General features: G+C 72.4%; 16 protein-coding genes. 5 read left to right on the top strand and 11 right to left on the bottom strand.

Going from position 1 to position 16,502, the window contains the following annotated elements; translation table 11 throughout:
- Positions 1-3 precede the first annotated feature (3 nt).
- A complete protein-coding gene (locus BSB02_RS13450) occupies positions 4-1,038 on the top strand; it encodes an NAD(P)H-dependent flavin oxidoreductase (RefSeq protein WP_084959114.1) in 1,035 nt (344 codons plus the stop codon).
- A 79-nt stretch (positions 1,039-1,117) separates the two neighbouring features.
- Here the strand turns inward: BSB02_RS13450 and BSB02_RS13445 are convergent, their stop codons facing one another.
- The 4 genes from BSB02_RS13445 to BSB02_RS13430 are packed head-to-tail and all read right to left on the bottom strand — an operon-like array spanning position 1,118 to position 5,783.
- Complete coding sequence (locus BSB02_RS13445; protein WP_084959113.1) at positions 1,118-2,764, bottom strand: glycoside hydrolase family 3 protein; 1,647 nt, start codon at positions 2,762-2,764, stop codon at positions 1,118-1,120.
- Between the two features lie 45 nt (positions 2,765-2,809).
- Positions 2,810-4,147 (bottom strand): alkaline phosphatase D family protein, encoded by a 1,338-nt coding sequence (locus tag BSB02_RS13440; RefSeq protein WP_206184671.1) that lies wholly within the window; start codon positions 4,145-4,147, stop codon positions 2,810-2,812.
- A gap of 15 nt (positions 4,148-4,162) precedes the next feature.
- Positions 4,163-4,597, bottom strand: a complete 435-nt coding sequence (locus BSB02_RS13435; RefSeq protein ID WP_206184670.1) for a DoxX family protein — start codon at positions 4,595-4,597, stop codon at positions 4,163-4,165.
- A 34-nt stretch (positions 4,598-4,631) separates the two neighbouring features.
- Positions 4,632-5,783 (bottom strand): acetyl-CoA C-acetyltransferase, encoded by a 1,152-nt coding sequence (locus BSB02_RS13430; RefSeq protein ID WP_084959112.1) that lies wholly within the window; start codon positions 5,781-5,783, stop codon positions 4,632-4,634.
- Between the two features lie 96 nt (positions 5,784-5,879).
- Here BSB02_RS13430 and BSB02_RS13425 point away from each other — a divergent pair, with 96 nt between their 5' ends.
- Positions 5,880-6,551: a TetR/AcrR family transcriptional regulator gene (locus tag BSB02_RS13425; RefSeq protein ID WP_084959111.1), complete on the top strand. Its 672-nt coding sequence runs from the start codon at positions 5,880-5,882 to the stop codon at positions 6,549-6,551.
- A complete protein-coding gene (locus BSB02_RS13420) occupies positions 6,548-7,228 on the top strand; it encodes a DNA alkylation repair protein (RefSeq protein ID WP_084959110.1) in 681 nt (226 codons plus the stop codon). Before BSB02_RS13425 ends, BSB02_RS13420 begins: the two co-directional genes overlap by 4 nt.
- Positions 7,229-7,233: 5 nt before the next feature.
- On the opposite strand, the gene BSB02_RS13415 is transcribed toward BSB02_RS13420, so the two are convergent.
- The gene (locus tag BSB02_RS13415; RefSeq protein ID WP_158088619.1) at positions 7,234-8,076 is read right to left on the bottom strand and encodes a LysR family transcriptional regulator; all 843 of its coding nucleotides are present in this window, start codon (positions 8,074-8,076) and stop codon (positions 7,234-7,236) included.
- Between the two features lie 47 nt (positions 8,077-8,123).
- Here BSB02_RS13415 and metE point away from each other — a divergent pair, with 47 nt between their 5' ends.
- Positions 8,124-10,256 (top strand): 5-methyltetrahydropteroyltriglutamate--homocysteine S-methyltransferase, encoded by a 2,133-nt coding sequence (gene metE / locus BSB02_RS13410; RefSeq protein ID WP_084959108.1) that lies wholly within the window; start codon positions 8,124-8,126, stop codon positions 10,254-10,256.
- Here the strand turns inward: metE and BSB02_RS13405 are convergent.
- The 3 genes from BSB02_RS13405 to BSB02_RS13395 form a co-directional block, all read right to left on the bottom strand.
- Positions 10,180-11,292: an MFS transporter gene (locus tag BSB02_RS13405; protein WP_084959107.1), complete on the bottom strand. Its 1,113-nt coding sequence runs from the start codon at positions 11,290-11,292 to the stop codon at positions 10,180-10,182. The two genes, metE and BSB02_RS13405, sit on opposite strands and share 77 nt — an antisense overlap.
- Positions 11,293-11,393: 101 nt before the next feature.
- Entirely contained in the window at positions 11,394-11,606 is a 213-nt protein-coding gene (locus tag BSB02_RS41395; protein WP_206184669.1) for a GNAT family N-acetyltransferase, read from the bottom strand.
- Between the two features lie 197 nt (positions 11,607-11,803).
- Entirely contained in the window at positions 11,804-12,187 is a 384-nt protein-coding gene (locus BSB02_RS13395) for a MerR family transcriptional regulator (RefSeq protein ID WP_084959155.1), read from the bottom strand.
- Between the two features lie 55 nt (positions 12,188-12,242).
- Here BSB02_RS13395 and BSB02_RS13390 point away from each other — a divergent pair, with 55 nt between their 5' ends.
- Complete coding sequence (locus tag BSB02_RS13390; protein ID WP_338064340.1) at positions 12,243-13,301, top strand: aldo/keto reductase; 1,059 nt, start codon at positions 12,243-12,245, stop codon at positions 13,299-13,301.
- On the opposite strand, the gene BSB02_RS13385 is transcribed toward BSB02_RS13390, so the two are convergent.
- The 3 genes from BSB02_RS13385 to ngcE are packed head-to-tail and all read right to left on the bottom strand — an operon-like array spanning position 13,294 to position 16,501.
- Positions 13,294-14,214 carry a carbohydrate ABC transporter permease gene (locus BSB02_RS13385; protein ID WP_084959106.1) on the bottom strand — a complete coding sequence of 307 codons (921 nt, stop codon included), beginning with the start codon at positions 14,212-14,214 and terminating at the stop codon, positions 13,294-13,296. The genes BSB02_RS13390 and BSB02_RS13385 overlap by 8 nt on opposite strands.
- Positions 14,211-15,110, bottom strand: a complete 900-nt coding sequence (locus tag BSB02_RS13380; RefSeq protein ID WP_084959105.1) for a carbohydrate ABC transporter permease — start codon at positions 15,108-15,110, stop codon at positions 14,211-14,213. The genes BSB02_RS13385 and BSB02_RS13380 overlap by 4 nt, the downstream gene beginning before the upstream one ends.
- A complete protein-coding gene (gene ngcE, locus BSB02_RS13375; protein ID WP_084959104.1) occupies positions 15,107-16,501 on the bottom strand; it encodes an N-acetylglucosamine/diacetylchitobiose ABC transporter substrate-binding protein in 1,395 nt (464 codons plus the stop codon). The genes BSB02_RS13380 and ngcE overlap by 4 nt, the downstream gene beginning before the upstream one ends.
- Position 16,502: the final 1 nt, after the last annotated feature.

Genomic DNA, 16,502 nt, shown 5'->3' with positions numbered 1-16,502 from the left:
GGCATGAAGACGGCACTGACGGAGCTGGTGGGGTGCCGCCACCCGATCGTGCAGACGGGGATGGGGTACGTCGCGGGGGCGCGGCTGGCCGCCGCCACCTCGGCCGCGGGCGGGCTGGGGATCATCGCGGCGGCGACCATGTCGGTCGGGCAGATGACGGCGGCCATCCGGGAGGTGAGGGAGCGCACCGGCGCGCCGTTCGGGGTGAACATCCGCTCCGATGCCGACGACGCCGCCGAGCGCGTGGAGGTCATGATCCGGGAGGGGGTGCGGGTGGCGTCCTTCGCCCTCGCGCCGCGGCGGGAGCTGGTCGAGCGGCTGCGCGACGCCGGGGTGGTGACCATCCCGTCGGTGGGGGCGCGCCGGCACGCGGAGAAGGTGGCGGCGTGGGGCGTGGACGCGGTGATCGTCCAGGGCGGGGAGGGCGGCGGGCACACCGGGCCGGTCGCGACCACCGTGCTGCTGCCCGAGGTGGTGGACGCGGTCGACATCCCGGTGATCGCGGCCGGGGGCTTCTTCGACGGGCGCGGGCTGGTGGCGGCGCTGGCGTACGGCGCGGCGGGGATCGCCATGGGGACGCGGTTCCTGCTGACGCGGGACTCGCCGGTGCCCGACGCGGTGAAGAAGGCCTATCTGGCGGCCGGGGAGACCGTGGTGACGACGAAGGTGGACGGGGTGCCCCATCGGGTGCTGCGGACGCCCTTCGTCGACTCGTTGCAGCGGGGCGGTCCGGGGGGCTTCGTGAGGGCGGTACGTAACGCCATGAAATTTCGGCGTATTTCCGGCATGTCCCTCCCGGCCATGCTCCGCGAGGGCCGCCGCATGAAGCACGGCCGCGACCTCGCCTGGGCGCAGGTCCTCCAGGCGGCCAACACCCCGATGCTGCTCAGGGCGGCCATGGTGGACGGCCGCGCCGACCTGGGGGTGATGGCGTCCGGCCAGGTCGTGGGGGTGATCGAGGACCTGCCGTCGTGCGAGGAGCTGATCGGGCGCGTCATGGCCGAGGCGGAGGAGGTGCTCAAGCGGCTGCCGCGGTGAGGGCGCCCCGCCGTACGCGGCCGCTACAGCACCGTGACCCCTGCGACAGGTCCAGCCCCTCGAACTCCATCCGAGGATCCTAGAGGCCTCCGCCGACGGTCTCGGGCGCGTGAACGCCGGTGAGGAGCTCGGCCGCCGCCTGGCCGCAGACGCGGGCCGAGCCGTACGTGGCGATGTGCACCGCGCCGAGGTCGGCGCGCACGGGCAGGCCCATCTCGACGACGACGGCGTCCGGGCGGGCGCACAGGAGGTGGCGGATGGCCTCCAGCTGCCACGGGTACCGGTGCGCGTCCCGCGCGACGATCACCAGGGGGCGGTCGCGGGCGTCGGCGAGGAGGGACTCCAGCAGCGGGCCGTCGGCGGTGCGCAGGCGGGTGACCGTGGTGCCGGGCAGGAGTTTCGTGAGCGGGTCGCCGACGCCCCAGGGGGTGGACTTGTCGATGGCGAGGTTCATCTCGGGGGCCAGCTCGACGACCTGGGGGGCGGCCTTGAGGGGGAGCACCGGGGTGGAGGAGCGGCGGGTGACCCTGAGGGCGCGGCGGGCGGCGAGGAGGCCCAGGTCGTGGTGGCCGTCGTGGTGGCCGTCGTGGTGGCCGTCGTGCTCGGGTGGGGCGCTCGCCGGCGTGGGGCGGCCGCCGATGCGGGAGCCGGGATGAAAGGGCTGGTCACCGTTGCCGGAAGCGCTCCCAGCCAAGGCGGCGTGGAGGTCCGGGATCGGGGTGGCGGTACGGCGGGCGGCGGCGCTCCAGGCGGCGAGGTCGGCGACCCGGCGGGCCGCGTCGGCCAGGCGCTCCTCGGGCAGCCACCCGGCCAGCACGGCGTCCACGATCGCGTCGCGCACCGCGACGGCGGTCGCCTCGTCGGCGTGCTCCCCGCCCACGCAGATCGCGTCCGCGCCGGCCGCGACGGCACGGGCCGCCGCGCCGCCGATGCCGTGGACGCGCGACACGGCGGCCATCTCGATCCCGTCCGTGATGATCATCCCGTCGAAGCCCAGTTCCTCCCGCAGCAGCGAGGTCAGCACGCGGGGGCTCAGCGTCGCCGGCAGCCGGTCGTCGAGCTGGGGGACCAGCAGGTGTCCCGTCATCACCGACCGCACCCCGGCGGCGATGGCGGCGCGGAACGGCGCCAGCGCCGCCTCCAGGTCCTCCCCCACGACCGGCACCCCGTGGTGCGAGTCCACCGACGTGTCGCCGTGGCCGGGGAAGTGCTTGACGCACGCCGCCACCCCCGCCGCCTGCATGCCGCGGACGAACGCCACCGTGTGCCGGGCCACCAGGGCGGGGTCGGCCCCGAAGGAGCGCAGGCCGATGACCGGGTTGTCGGGGTTGGAGTTGACGTCGGCGGAGGGGGCGAAGTCGATGGTCACGCCGGCGGCGGCCAGGTCGTGGCCGAGCCCGCGGGCGATCTGCTCGGTGAGCGCGACGTCGTCCACCACGCCGAGCGCGTACGGCCCGGGCCGGCTGCTGCCGGTGGCCACCTCCAGCCGCGTGACCTCCCCCGACTCCTCGTCCACGCCCACGAGCACCGCCGGGTTCTCGGCGCGCAGGGCGGCGGTCAGCTCGGCCACCTGGGCGGGCCCCGCGATGTTGCGGGAGAACAGCACCACTCCGGCCAGGCCGTCGCCGATGCGGCGCAGCAGCCAGTCGGGGGGTGTCCTGCCTTCGAAGCCGGGGAGCAGGACGGAGTCGGCCAGCCTCTGCAGGCTGCGGTCACGCGTGGGCATGACCCGCAATCTAATAGGAAACTTTCCTATTTGCTAGAGCGATCCTCAAACGTCAGACCGCCGCATTCCCTGGCCCTCCGTGACGAACTCCGCCACGGTCCGGACGGGCGCGCCAGGGCGGTCCACGAAGTCGACCGCGCGGAACGCGAGGCGGAACTCGGTGGCGCTCGCCGTGCCGCTCGCGTAGCCGCGGCGGCCGTCGAAGAACCTGATGTGCGGGTTGGCCCGCAGGACGGCGTCCGCGTCGGTCGCGGGCGGGCGGCTGGAGACCGCGGTCGTGACGAACTCCGAGCCCACGATCGGCGAGCCCGGGTCGAGGAAGTCGGCCTTGAGGTCGCAGGCCCACGTGTTGTGGACGTCGCCGCTGAGCACGACCAGCCCGGGAGCGCGCACGTCGAGGACGCGCCGGCGCTGCTCGGGAAAGCCGTCCCAGGCGTCGGGCCGCAGGCCGGAGCCCGGGATGAGCCTGCGGGCGAAGAACAGCGGCTGGACCAGCACCTTCCACCGCACCGGGCTGGCGCGCAGGCGGGCCAGCAGCCAGTCCTCCTGCGCCTGGCCCAGCATCGACACGCCGGGCACGCGGTACTGGCGTGAATCCAGCACGAGGAAGTCCGCGATCGTGCCGTAGGTGCGCCGCCGGAACATCTGCAGGCTGTGTCCCTCCGGCCGGACGCGCAGCGGCAGGTGCTCGTAGTAGGCCCGGTAGGCGCGGGCGCGGCGGGCGAAGAAGGAGGACGCGCCGGTGTAGTTGTCGGCCACCTCGTGGTCGTCCCAGGTCGGCACCCACGGCGCGGCGGCATGGGCGGCCTGGAGGTCCCTGTCCAGCTTGTAGCGGGCGTAGCGCAGGCGGTATTCGTGCAGGGTGTCGGCCTCGCCGGTCAGGGGCAGCGTGCGCACCGGGTCGGCGGCCTGGCGGGACTCGTAGACGTAGTCGCCGACGAAGAACACGATGTCGGGGCGTTCGGCGGCCAGGTGCCGGTGGGCGGTGTAGTGGCCGTGCTCGAACCGCTGGCAGTTGGCGAGCGCGAAGCGGACGGGCGCGGTGGAGCGCGGGTCGGGGGCGGTGCGGGTACGGCCGGCGGGGCTGAGGTGGCCGCCGCTGCGGAAGCGGTAGAAGTAGTCGGTGCCGGGCCGCAGGCCGTCGACCCTGACGTGGACGCTGAACGCCCACCGGTGCTGGGCCTGCGTGGCGCCCGCCCGCACGATCCGGGCGAAGCGCTCGTCCTCGGCCACCTGCCAGCGGACCTCGACGGGCCGGTCGGGCAGGCCGCCCGGCCGGGCCGGGTCCAGGTGCAGGGGCGAGGGGGCTAATCGGGTCCAGATGATGAGGCTGTCGGGGAACGGTTCCCCCGACGCCACGCCGAGCGTGAATGGGTTGGCCATAACCCGACAATACGGTCAGTGTCTGGCCGCGAGCCGCTTTCCGAGAACACTGTCCAGCGCCAGCGCCCCGCCCCCGGTGAAACCTGCCGCCAGCGTCGCGGCGGCCAGCGCCATCGGCCACTCGATCCCGCCGTCCCTGGCCCAGAAGCCGCTGTCGAGGTGGGCGAAGACGATCGCGCCGATCATGTCGACGGTCAGCAGCACGGCGAAGATCGGCAGCAGGGCGCCCAGGATGAACGCGAGCCCGCCGAGGACCTCCACCACGGCGACGACCGGCGCGGCGAGCCCGGGCAGCGGGATGCCGATCCGCTCGAAGAAGGCGGCGGTCCCCGAGATGCCGCCGGTGAACTTCACCAGGCCGTGGGCCAGGAAGATGACGCCGACCACGAGCCGGGCCAGGAGCAGGGCGACGGGCCTGAGCTGATCGAAGAGCCTGATCTGATCGAGCATGACTCCTCCTTCCCCCTGCTTGTGACCCTAGCAGTCAGAGGCGCTCGACGATGGTCACGTTGGCCTGGCCGCCCCCTTCGCACATGGTCTGCAGGCCGTACCTGCCGCCCGTCCTGTCCAGCTCGGCCAGCAGCGAGGTCGCCAGCCGCGCGCCGGTCGCGCCGAGCGGGTGGCCGAGGGCGATGGCGCCGCCGTTGGGGTTGACCCGGGCGGGGTCCGCGCCGGTCTCCCGCAGCCAGGCCAGCACGACGGACGCGAAGGCCTCGTTGATCTCCACGACGTCGATGTCGTCGATCTTGAGCCCGGCCCTGGCCAGCGCGTGCGCGGTCGCCGGGATGGGCGCGGTGAGCATCATGATCGGGTCGTCGCCGCGCGCCGACAGGTGGTGGACGCGCGCCCGCGGCGTGAGCCCATGGTCCCGTACGGCTCGCGCCGACGCGACCAGCAGGGCGGCGGCGCCGTCGGAGATCTGGGACGCCAGCGCGGCGGTGATGCGCCCGCCCTCGACCAGCGGCTTGAGCGCGGCCATCTTCTCGGCGGAGGTGTCGCGGCGCGGCCCCTCGTCCACCGCCGCCGCCCCGACCGGCGCGATCTCCCCCGCGAAGCGGCCCTCGTCGATGGCGCGCAGCGCCCTGCGGTGCGACTCCAGCGCGTACCGCTCCATCTCGTCTCGTGAAATATCCCATTTCGCGGCGATCTGTTCCGCGGCGGCGAACTGCGAGACCTCCCGCGTGCCGTACCGGCTCTCCCACCCCCGCGAGCCCGCGAACGGCGTCTCGAAGCCGAGCGCCCGCCCGGCGGTCATGGCGTAGGAGATGGGCACCATGCTCATGTTCTGCACGCCGCCCGCCACCACCAGGTCCGCGTGCCCCGACTGCACGGCCTGCGCGGCGAAGTGGAGGGCCTGCTGGGAGGAGCCGCACTGGCGGTCGACGGTGACGCCCGGCACGTGCTCGGGCAGCCCGGCGGCCAGCCAGCACGTGCGCGCGATATCCCCGGCCTGCGGTCCGACGGTGTCGACGCAGCCGAAGACCACGTCCTCCACCGCGCCGGGGTCGACCCCGGTGCGGCGCATGAGCGCAATCAGCACGTGCGCGCCCAGGTCGGCGGGATGGACGCCGGACAGGCCGCCGCCCCGCCGCCCCACGGGGGTCCTGACCGCGTCCACGATGTAGGCCTCGCCCATGGCCGCAGTCTAACAAGCGCTTGGTTCACATCGGAACCGCGCGTGAGCTGCGCGAGTATGTGAACAAGCGATTGTGTCAGGGCCCATAATGGTCTCGTGCCTACCAGAAAGAACACCGGTCCGGCCCCGGCCGCGCGCCGCCAGCGGCCGGCGAGCGGGTCCGCCTCCGAGCGCCGCGAGCACCTCGTCAAGCTCGCCGCCGAGCTGTTCGCGCGCAAGGGATTCCAGGCCACCACCGTACGCGAGATCGCCGACGAGGCGGGGATCCTGTCCGGGAGCCTGTACCACCACTTCGACTCCAAGGAGACGATCGTCGACGAGGTGCTGTCCACCTTCCTCGACGACCTCATCGGGCGCTACCGCGAGGCCATCGCGACCGGCGGCTCGCCGCGTGACGTGCTCTCGGAGATGGTGCGCATCGCGTTCGGCACGCTGGAGCCGCACCGCGCCGCGATCACGGTCATGCAGAACGACTGGAACTACCTGCGCTCCCTGCCCGGCAACCGCTTCGACTACCTCGTCAAGGCCGAGGACGAGGTCGAGCGGATGTGGGTGGAGCAGATCAAGGCCGGCCAGGCGGCCGGGCAGTTCCGCGCCGACGTCGACCCCAAGCTCACCTACCGGATGATCCGCGACACCATCTGGGTGGCCGTGCGCTGGTTCCGCCCGGGCGGCCGGCTCAACACCGCCGGGCTGGCCGAGCACTACATCACCGTGCTGTTCGACGGCCTGGCCACCGGCGAGCGGACCTCGCAGCAGCGGGCATGAGGCTCGTCGAGGCGGTCAGGGAGGCCCTGCGGAAGGCCGCCGATCCCGGCAAGGCCCCCGCCATGCAGGCCTACATGAAGTCCGCCATGCCGTTCCTGGGCGTGCAGGCGGCGCCGCGGCGCGCGGCGCTGCGGAAGGTGTTCGCCGAGCACCGGCTGGGCAGCGCGCCCGAGTGGCGGCGGGCGGTGCTGGAGCTGTGGCGCGAGGCGGAGTTCCGCGAGGAGCGCTATGCCGCCGTGGAATTAACGGGTTTTCGCTACTACCGCGACTACCAGACCCTCTACACGATCCCGATGTACGAGGAGATGATCGTCACGGGCGCGTGGTGGGACCTGGTCGACGAGCTGGCCACGCACCGTGTCGGGGGGCTGCTGGCCGCCTACCCCGAGACGATGCGCCCGCTGATGCTGGAGTGGGCGCACGACTCCGACCTGTGGAAGCGGCGCACCGCGATCCTGTCGCAGAACCGCTTCAAGGAGCGCACCGACAGCGCGCTGCTGTTCGCGTGCATCGAGCCGAGCCTGTCCGACCACGACTTCTTCGCCCGCAAGGCCATCGGCTGGGCCCTGCGCGAGTACGCCAAGGTCGCCCCGCGCGAGGTCGTCCGCTACGTCCAGGCCAAGGGCATCACGGGCCTGAGCCGCCGCGAGGCGCTGAAGAACCTGCCCGTCACCTAGACCGGTCACCTGGTCCACAGGGCGTCCTGGACGGCCTGCACCACGGCCACGAGCTCGGGCGAGACGCGCCCGGCCGCCCACACCACGCCGTAGGCCAGGCGCAGGCCGTCCTCCTCGATCGGCACGAACCGCACGTCGTCCCTGCGCACGGTCCTGGTCAGCAGGGACGGCACGGGCAGCGCCCCCTGCCCGGCCGCCACGAGGTCCAGCGCCGGGCCGAAGTCGTCCAGCTCCTCGGCGACGGTCCGGTGCCGTGCCGCGGCCAGCCGCGCCCACGCGCTGCCGGCCGGGCGGTGGCGGGGCAGCAGCAGGGGCAGGCTGCGCGGGTCGCCCCGGTGCGCGGCGGGCACCGCCAGGTGGTCGACCGTCACGTGGAACCGGGTGGCCGTGGTCAGCCCGGCCGGGGCGGGCAGGCCCAGGATCGCCACCGACACCTCGCCCTCCCGCAGCGCCCGCGCGGCCCCGCCGCGACCGGCTGCCTGCAGGTCCACGGCCACCGCGGGGACGCGGGCGGCCAGGCGCCGGGCGATCCGGGCGGCGAGCGGCCCGGCCAGCGGTGGATAAGCCAGGCGAATAGCCGGGCGGGACAGCCGCGCGGCCTCCTCCTCCAGGGCGCCGACCGCGTCCACCACCCGCACCGCGTGGCCGAGCAGCGCCCTGCCCTGCGGCGTCAGCCGTACGGCACGGGCCGACCGCTCGAACAGCCGGACGCCCAGGGCCTTCTCCAGGCGCGTGACGGCCTGGCTCACCGCGGGCTGCGACATGCCCAGGTCCGCGGCGGCGCGCGAGAAGCCGAGCCGGTCGGCCACCCGGACGAAGCACTGGATCTCGCGCGGCATAAGCAGCATCAATAGATGATGCACGACTTCGGGCGGCGGCGACAGCATGCGTACCCATGGTGAAGAAGCGCACTTTCCCGTCGTCGACCGTGCTGGGATATCCGCGGATCGGGCCGGACCGCGAGCTGAAGCGGGCCCTGGAGGCGTACTGGGCCGGGCGCGTCCCGCGCTCGGAGCTGGAGGAGACCGGGGCACGGCTGCGCGAGCGGACCTGGCGGCGGCTGGCGGAGCTGGGCCTGGAGGGCCTGCCGTCGAACACCTTCTCCCTGTACGACCACGTCCTGGACACGGCGGTGCTGCTCGGCGCGGTGCCCGAGCGCTACCTCGCCGCGCGGGACCCCTACTTCGCGATGGCCCGCGGCACCGACGAGCTCGCGCCGCTGCGCATGACCAAGTGGTTCGACACCAACTACCACTACCTGGTGCCCGAGCTTGGCGAGTCGTTCCACCTGGACGCGAGCAAGCCGCTGGCGGAGGTGCGGCAGGCGCGCGAGCTGGGCCTGGCCACCCGCCCGGTGGTCGTCGGGCCGGTGACGTTCCTGCTGCTGGCCGGGGCGCTGGAGCGGCTGGAGGAGGTGCTCCCCGTCTACGAGGAGCTGCTGGCTGTGCTGGCCGCCGAGGGCGTGGAGTGGGTGCAGCTGGACGAGCCCGCGCTGGTGGCCGACCGCTCCCCCGCCGAGCTGCAGGCCGTGGAGACCGCCTACAAGCGGCTGGGCGCGCCGGCGGATCGTCCGGGGTTGTTCGTGGCCTCGTACTTCGGCGACCTGGGCGAGTCGCTGCCGGTGCTGGCGGGCACGCCGGTCGAGGCGATCGGGGTGGACCTCGTCCGTGGCGCATTTCCCGATATTTCCGGGAAGATCGTGGTCGCCGGGGTGGTGTCCGGGCGCGACGTGTGGCGCACCGACACCGATCGCGCGCTGGGCCTGCTGCGCGCCCTGGAGGCGGGGGCCGAGCAGGTGGTGGTGAGCACCTCCTGCTCGCTGCTGCACGTGCCGTACTCCCTGGAACCCGAGCGGGACCTGGACCCTGCGCTGCGGGCGCGGCTGGCCTTCGCCGAGGAGAAGGTGGCCGAGGTGGTGGAGCTGGCCCGGCTGCTGGCTTCCGGAGCCGGTACGGCCAGCGTTCCGCCCGCCGCCCCCGAGGAGCGCCGCCCGGTGCCGCAGGAACGGCGCAGCCCCTACCCGGTGCGGGCGGCGGCTCAGGCCGAGCACCTGCGGCTGCCGCCGCTGCCGGTCACCACGATCGGCTCCTTCCCGCAGACCGGCGAGCTGCGCGCCGCCCGCGCCGGTCAGGACCCCGAGGCCTACGAGGTCCTGGTCCGCGCCGAGATCGAGCGCGTGATCCGCCTGCAGGAACGGCTCGGCCTGGACGTGCTGGTCCACGGCGAGCCCGAACGCAACGACATGGTGCAGTACTTCGCCGAGCACCTGGACGGCTTCGCGGTCACCAGGCACGGCTGGGTGCAGTCCTACGGCTCCCGCTGCACCCGGCCGCCCATCATCCACGGCGACGTCTCCCGTCGCGGCCCGATCACGGTGCGGTGGGCCGCCTACGCCCAGTCGCTCACCGGCAAGCCGGTCAAGGGCATGCTGACCGGGCCGGTGACGATCGTGGCCTGGTCCTTCCGCCGCGAGGACCTGCCGCTGCGCGATGTGGTCTTCCAGGTCGCCGAGGCCGTCAGGCAGGAGGTGGCGGACCTGGAGGCGGTCGGGATCTCCGTCATCCAGGTGGACGAGCCCGCCCTGCGCGAGCTGCTGCCGCTGCGCCGGGCCGAGCAGGAGCACTACCTGGCCTGGGCCGTGGCCGCCTACCGGCGCGCCACCTCGGGCGCCGCCGACCGCACCCAGATCCACACCCACCTGTGCTACTCCGACGCCGACCAGATCCTGGCCGCCGTCGACGCGCTGGACGCGGACGTGACCTCCATCGAGTCGGCCCGCTCGGGCGGGCGCATCCTCGGCCTGCTCGGCGGCTTCGAGCGCGGCATCGGGCCGGGCGTGTACGACATCCACTCCCCGCGCGTGCCGAGCGTCGAGGAGGTCACCGCGCTGCTGCGCCGGGCGCTGGAGACGCTGCCCGCCGACCGCCTGTGGGTCAACCCCGACTGCGGCCTCAAGACCCGCGCCTACGAGCAGGTCGAGCCCGCCTTGGCCCACCTGGTGGCCGCCGCCGCAGCGCTGCGGCGATGACCAGGTACGGCAGGGCCGCCAGCACGAGCAGCAGCCACATCGGCAGCCACGCGGAGCCCACGCCGATGGCCGCGTAGAGCGCGATGGTCACGACTTCGGTGCCGAACCCCGACAGCGAGGTCACGGTGGCCCGGGTGGCGTCCTCCAGCCGCTCCTGCAGCCGGGTGTCCGCCCAGGCCACGGCCCAGCGGAAGATGCCGAAGGCCGCCGCGAGGAGGACGAAGCCGGCCGGGTGGCGCAGCGCCGCCCCGCCGGCCAGGCACAGCGCGGCCACGGCCAGCAGCGGCCCGGCCCACCTGGTGCCCCGCCCGGCCAGCCAGCCGCCGGCCGCCTCGCCCACGGTGACCACCAGGACGAGCAGCGGCAGCGTCGCGCCGGTGGCGCCGGCGTCGCGGGCCAGCAGCGGCAGGTACTCGTCGCTCGCGGTGAAGCCGTAGACCATGATCGCGACGAGCAGGGCGCGGCGGGTCGCGGGCGCCCGCCGTACCAGATCCATGCCGCTCCGGAGCACCCGCCGGACGGACGGCTCGTCCTCGTCCTCGCCGGGGGCGGAGCGGTGCTCCGGCAGCGTGCGGGCGATGGCGGCGGTCACGAGCGGGACGGCGACGCTGGCCACGCCCAGGGCCGGGTAGCCGCCCGCGGCCAGGACGGGGGCCGCCAGCGCGGTGGCGGCCAGGACGGCCAGCGAGCTCGCCACCTCGCAGCGGCCGATGACGCGGGCGTAGTCGCTCTCGCGGCCGAGCCTGGCCAGCTCCTCATACGCCAGCGCCTGGAAGGAGCCCGAGGCCAGCGCGCCGGCCGCGCCCCACAGCACGAAGCCGGCGGCGAAGGCGGGATAGGACGGCAGGAAGGTCCACAGCGCGTAGCCCGCGCCCTGCAGCAGCGGCGCGATGACCAGCAGCGTGCGCCGGGAGAAGGCGTCGGCCCACGCCCCGGAGGGGATCTCCAGCAGGAAGCCGGTGACCGACCAGATCACCAGCAGGGAGGAGATCTGGCCCGGCGACAGCCCGGCGTCGGCGAACAGCACCGCGTACACCGGGTAGAGCAGGATCAGGTCCTCGAAGAAGGCGTAGCCGTAGAGCTTGGCCGCCAGCCTCGCGCCAGGTCTGGGGGTGGATGCGGATCAATGTCGCCATGTCATGGTTTGGACACTACCAAACCGTGCCGCTGCGCGAACTCCTCGACCGTCATGCCGAACAGCAACTCGTCGTCGAAGCGGCCGCGGGAGTAGCGGGCGCGGCGCCGCCTGCCCTCCTCCGCGAACCCCAGCCGCCGGTGGAGGGCGATGGACGGCTCGTTGGAGGAGTAGACCTGGACGTCGCACTTCTGGAAGCGGCGCTCGCCGAACATGTAGCGGAGCAGCAGGACGACGGCCTCGGCGGCGGCGTCAGCAGCCAGCCCTCGCGCTGGTCGTCGGAGTGCTCGTCGAAGGAGCTGAAGGCCTCCCAGTCACCCAGCTCGGCGCCGCGCAGCCGAACCCGCGTGCCTACCCATGCCGATGTCATGCCCGGCAGCCAACCAGACCCGCCGGGGGCCGCGCGAGCGAGTTATCGCCCGTTCCCGCCGGGCTCGCAGGACGCCTGGCCGGAGTACGCCCGCACCTTGCGGGTGATCCGCTCCAGCGACGCGCCGAGCGCCTCGATCTGCTCGCGCACGCGCTCCTGGTGCTCGCGCAGCAGCCGCAGCCGCTCGTCCTCGGTGCCGCTGCCCTGCCTGACCAGCTCGGCGTAGCGGCGGATCTCGGGCAGCGGCATCCCGGTGGCCCGCAGGTTGACGCACATCGCGAGCCACTCGAGGTCGTCCTCGCCGTACACGCGCCGCCCGCCCGGCCCCCGCCGCACCGGGGTGAGCAGCAGGCCCTCCCGCTCGTAGAACCTGAGCGTGTGGACGCTCAGCCCGGTCCGCTCGGCGACCTGCCCGATGCTCAGCATGCCGCCCACGATAGACGTTGACCTAGAGTCGGCTCTAGATCCTAGGGTGCCGCACATGACCATGCGTTATCGCGCCCTCGGCGGCACCGGCATCGAAGTCAGCGTCCACTGCCTCGGGGCCATGATGTTCGGCGCCGCCGGGAACCCCGACCACGACGAGTGCGTCCGCATCATCCACGCCGCCTTCGACCAGGGCGTCAACTTCGTCGACACGGCCGACATGTACTCCGCCGGCGAGTCCGAGGAGATCGTCGGCAAGGCCCTCCGTGGCCGCCGCGACGACGTCGTGCTCGCCACCAAGGTGCACTTCCCGATGGGTGAGGGTCCCAACAGAGGCGGCAACTCCCGCCGCTGGATCGTCAAGGAGGTGGAGGAGAGCCTGCGCCGCCTGCGCACCGACTGGATCGACCTCTACCAGGTGCACCGGCCCGACCACACCACCGACATCGAGGAGACGCTGTCGGCGCTGAGCGACCTCGTCCACCAGGGCAAGATCCGCGCCTTCGGCTGCTCGGCCTTCCCCGCCGAGGAGATCGTCGAGGCGCACCACGTCTCGGAGCGGCGCGGCCTGCTGCGCTTCCGCACCGACCAGCCGCCCTACAACCTGCTCGCCCGCGGGATCGAGGCCGCCGTGCTGCCGGTCTGCCGGCGGTACGGCATGGGCGTCCTCACCTACAGCCCGCTGGCGTGGGGCTTCCTGAGCGGGAGGTACCGCAAGGGCCGGCCGGTCGACTTGTCCAGCGGACGCCCGGCGATGAGGCCGGATCGCTTCGACCCGGCGATCCCCGCGAACGCCACCAAGTTCGACGCGCTCGAGCAGCTGATCGAACTCGCCTCCGACATCGGCTGCACGCTGCCCGAGCTGGCGGTGGCCTTCCCGGCCGCGCATCCGGCGGTGACCTCCGTGATCATCGGCCCGCGGACCATGGAGCAGTTGGAGTCGCTGCTCAAGGCGGCCTCGCTCGCCCTGGACGACGCGACGCTCGACCGGATCGACGAGATCGTCCCGCCCGGGACCGACCTGTACCGGTCCGACGGCGTGTGGCAGCCGCGCCCCCTGGTGGAGCCCGCGCTGCGGCGCCGCCCGGCCGGCGACAGGGCGGCGGCTACTTGAGCGCCCCGGCGGTGAGCCCGGACTGGATCTGCCGCTGGAAGACCGTGTAGACGACCAGCATGGGCAGGATGGCCAGGGTCAGCGCGGCGAACAGCGCCGCCCAGTCGGCGTCGTAGCCGGCCGCGGTGGAGATCTCCGCGATGCCCTGCGTCAGCACCCACTTGTCCCGCGCCGAGGTCAGCAGCACCAGCGGCAGCTGGTACTGGTTCCACTGGCCGATCACGTTGAAGATCGTGATGCTGACCAGGCCGGGACGGGCCATGGGCAGCATGATCTGGAAGAACACCCGGCTGTGCGAGGCGCCGTCCACGAACGCCGCCTCGGCCACCGCGGTCGGCAGGGTCCTGAAGAACGCGGCCAGGAAGAACACCGTGAACGGCAGCGAGTAGGCGATGTAGACCAGCACCAGACCGCCGTGGGTGTTCAGCCCGATGAACGGCCCGATCAGCGGCAGCGTGCCCATGTTCTGCACGACGAAGAACAGCGGGGTGAGCGCCAGGTAGACCGGGAAGGCCAGGCCGGAGACGAACAGCAGGTAGACGGCGCGGTTGCCGCGGAAGGGGTAGCGGGCCAGCACGTAGGCCGCCATCGAGCCCAGCAGCATCGTGCCGAACGTGCTGAAGAACACGACGATGACGCTGTTGAGCATGTACTGCCCGATGTGGGCCTGCTCCCAGGCGCGGGCGAAGTTGTCCCAGCGCGGCGTGGCCGGCAGGGACCAGGCGTCGCCGAAGATCTCGTCCTCGGTCTTGAAGGAGGCCAGGAACGTCCACAGGATCGGCACGATCACCAGGACGGTCCAGAAGGCGAGCGCGACGTGGCTCAGGACGCCCAGCGGTCCGAGCCGCCGGCGGCGGTCGCGGCGGGCCTGCTTGCGGGACGTGGCGATCGCGGGTGAAGTCGTCGTCGTCACGAGAGCTCGATCCGTTCGCGGCGCGACAGCCTCAGGGAGAGGATCGCGAAGCCGATGGTGAAGAAGAACAGCACCACGCCCATGGCGGAGGCGTAGCCGAACTTGAAGTACTCGAAGGCGTTGCGGTAGATCTCCGCCGCCATGACGGTGGTGGAGAAGTCCGGACCGCCGTGCTCGGCCGTCATCACCCACACGATGGCGAAGATGTCCAGCGCGAGGATGCCGAGGTAGATCCAGGCGACCTGGATCGTGTCCCACAGCAGCGGCAGCGTGACGCGGAAGAACAGCGCGGGCCGCGACGCGCCGTCGATCGCCGCGGCCTCGAACAGGTCGCGCGGGATCGACCCGATGCCGGCCGAGAACAGCACCACGTAGAAGCCGACGGCCTGCCAGACCAGCACCCCGAGGATGGACCACAGCGCCACCCGCGTGTCGGACAGGAACCCGATCGGCTCCATGCCCAGCGAGATGAGGGGCGCGTTGAGCATGCCGCTCTTGTCGGGCCGCAGCACCTGCTGGAACAGCACGGCGACCACGGCGACCGCCAGCACCTGGGGGAAGAAGAAGACCACGCGGTAGACCTTCGACCCCGCGACGCCGCCGCGGTCGCCGCCGGCGTTCAGCAGGAAGGCGAAGAACAGGGCGATCACCAGGACGATGATCGGCAGGAGGACGAGCAGGATGAGGTTGTGGGAGACCGCCTTCCACCAGATGCCGTCGCCGAAGAGCCGCTGGAAGTTCTCCAGCCCCACGAAGCGTGGGGAGGCGTTGACGCCGCGCCAGTCGGTGAGCGCGATGTAGAACGCCTGGACGTATGGTGCTATGACGTAGATCAGGTACAAGGTCACCGGAAGCACCAGGAATCCGGTGATGAACCTCATCCTGCGGTATCTCATCGCTTGAACTTCTTCACCGAGGAGTCGTTCTTGATGGCGTCCGCCTTCTTCTGGATGCGCTCCAGGTAGGCCTCGGGCTTGAGGTTGCCGCTCATCAGCTGCCCGGACGCGGCCTGGACCTCGGTGTGCAGCTCGGCGTACCACTGCCGCCAGCGGAAGTAGACCTTGTTGTCGCCGGCCGCGGTCAGCGCGTCCGCCGCGCTCTTGAGCCCCGGCTTGAGCTGGAGGCCCTCGCCGACCCCGTTGACGACGGTGAGCGTGGAGACCATCTCCATGAACTTGCCCGCGCCCTCCTTCGACAGCATGGCCCGCATGTACTCCAGCCCGGCGCGCGGGTTGGCCGACCTGGCCGAGACCATGTACGGCTCGCCGGGCTGGGAGTGCAGCGTGCCGTACGGCATGGCGTCGGACTCGGTGACCGACGGCCAGGGGAACATCGCGTAGCCGAAGTCGGCGGGCGTGGTGTCCTTCTGCTCGTTCTCCAGCCACGAGCCGCAGGGCAGCAGCGCGACCTGGTACTTGTTGTGCGCGGTCTGCGTCTGGATGTGGTCCAGGCCCGCCGTGCCCTGCATGAGGTACTTGGCGCCCAGCTCGGCGAAGAGCGTGGCGGCCTGCTTCATCGGCTCGACGGTCCAGGCGCCGTCCTCGAGGTTGTCGATGTTCTTCATGATGTCCGCGCCGCCGATCTTGGCGGCGACGGTGAGCAGCGCCTCGTAGATGTAGTACGGGTGCTTGCCCGCGTAGGTGAACGGCGCCATCTTGCCGGACTTCTTGATGTCGTCCATGAGCTTGGTGAACTCGTCCCACGTCTTGGGCGGCTGCCAGCCGTTCTCCTGGAAGACCTTCTGGCTGTACCAGATGCCCCAGACGGTGTTGACGTAGTTGAGCACCCGCGGCGTGCCGTCGTAGCTGCCGATCTCGATGGCGAGGGGGTCGATGGTGTCGCGCACCTTCTTGCTCGGGTCGTCCCAGCTGGGGGCGTCCAGCAGCGGCGTGAGGTCGGCCACCTGCCCGTCGGCCACCAGCGCGCCGAAGTCCATCTGGTTGGCGCCGGAGTTGTTGATGAACTCCGGCGGGTTGCCCCCGGCGAAGCGCGGCTGGAGGGTCTTGGCGACCTCCTTGGTCGCATTGTGCTTGATCTCCAGGTTGGGGTACTTCGCCTTGAGCATCGGCTCGTGGATCTCGCGGGCGTAGGCGTCGCCGAAGCCGCCGTCGAAGATCCATATCTCCAGGGGCTTGTCGGCGGCCACGCCGAGCGGGTTGGCCGCGCTCGTGGCCGCCGCGGTGGCCTGCGGCGCGGGGGTCTGCGCGGGGGTGGCGCACGAGGCCAGCGCGCCCGCGGCCGGGATGAGGGCGGCGGCGCGGAGCAGCTCACGTCGGGACAGGGACATA

The organism is Thermoactinospora rubra, from assembly GCF_002093975.1.
GTDB lineage: Bacteria > Actinomycetota > Actinomycetes > Streptosporangiales > Streptosporangiaceae > Nonomuraea > Nonomuraea rubra_A.
This window is presented reverse-complemented; position numbering and strand designations above follow the sequence as displayed.